1 protein-coding gene is annotated in these 1260 nt (G+C 50.1%); it reads left to right on the top strand.

Annotation, left to right across the window (positions count from 1 at the left end):
• Positions 1 to 76: 76 nt before the first annotated feature.
• A complete protein-coding gene (locus U869_RS0116090) occupies positions 77 to 1081 on the top strand; it encodes an IS110 family transposase (RefSeq protein ID WP_025123788.1) in 1005 nt (334 codons plus the stop codon).
• Positions 1082 to 1260: the final 179 nt, after the last annotated feature.

Below are 1260 nucleotides of genomic sequence, written 5' to 3'. Positions count from 1 at the left end.
CGGGTTAATGAGATGGTCACCCCCACCCTGTGAGCGGTACGCTGACAGGGTGTTTTTCTTTCTGAAGGGGATCATCATGCAAAACGTTACGCTCATCGGTATTGATCTCGGCAAGCATTCCTTTCACGTTCACTGCCAGGATAAATCAGGCAAAGCGTTGCTACGTAAAAAATTCACACGTACCAAACTCATTGAATTTTTGGCCGGATGTTCATCTGCTACTGTGGTTATGGAGGCCTGCGCCGGTGCCCATTTTATGGCTCGTCGGATCATTGATTTAGGCCATGAAGCAAAGTTGATTTCTCCGCAGTTCGTCCGTCCTTTTGTTAAGAGCAACAAGAATGATTTTGTGGATGCGGAAGCCATCTGCGAAGCTGCATCCCGTCCCTCCATGCGATTTGTGCAACCACGGACCGAAGCTCAGCAAGCCATGCGGGCGTTGCATCGGGTCAGGGAATCGTTGGTCAGAGACAAAGTCAAAACAACCAATCAGATGCATGCTTTTTTGCTGGAGTTTGGCATCAGCATGCCGATCGGCATTGCGGTGATAAAAAGGCTTTCAAGCGTTCTGGCAGAGAATGAACTTCCTCCCTACCTGGCCCAGTTGCTGACGCGTTTACACGCTCATTACCTTTATCTGGTCGAACAGATAACAGAACTGGAAGTGGCGTTGAAGCAGGAGCTGAGCCGTGATGATACCGGGCAGCGCTTATTGACCATCCCTGGCATCGGTCCGATAACCGCCAGCGTTTTGTCCTCTCACCTGGGTGATGGCAAACAATATGCTCGCAGCCGGGATTTTGCGGCTTCAACAGGTTTGGTTCCCCGACAGTACAGTACTGGCGGGAAAAATACGTTACTGGGGATAAGTAAACGCGGTGATAAAAAGTTGCGCCAGTTGCTGGTCCAGTGTGCCAGGGTTTTTCTCCAGCGCATTGACTCCCAGTCAGGACGTCTTGCCGACTGGGTCAGAGAGCAACTGACACGAAAGCATTCCAATGTCGTTGCTTGCGCGTTGGCTAATAAACTGGCCCGGATAGCGTGGGCAGTAACGACACGGCAAGCCGTGTTCGAAAGGTAGCGTTAAACCTGCCCTAACCGACAGATTTAACGCTAATTAAAGTAGTTACCCATCTGGTTTTGCGAAGACTGATTATTGATGACATGAACGGCCAAACGGCCTGATGAAAAACCTAACATAAAAAATGGCTCTTGGAAGCCGCCGGGTTTTTTAGGTTTATCAGGCGCGGAACTCATCGT

The organism is Serratia sp. H1w, from assembly GCF_000633355.1.
Taxonomy (GTDB): Bacteria; Pseudomonadota; Gammaproteobacteria; order Enterobacterales; family Enterobacteriaceae; genus Chania.
Note: the sequence above shows the minus strand (reverse complement) of the source record. Positions and strands in the feature narration are given on the sequence as shown.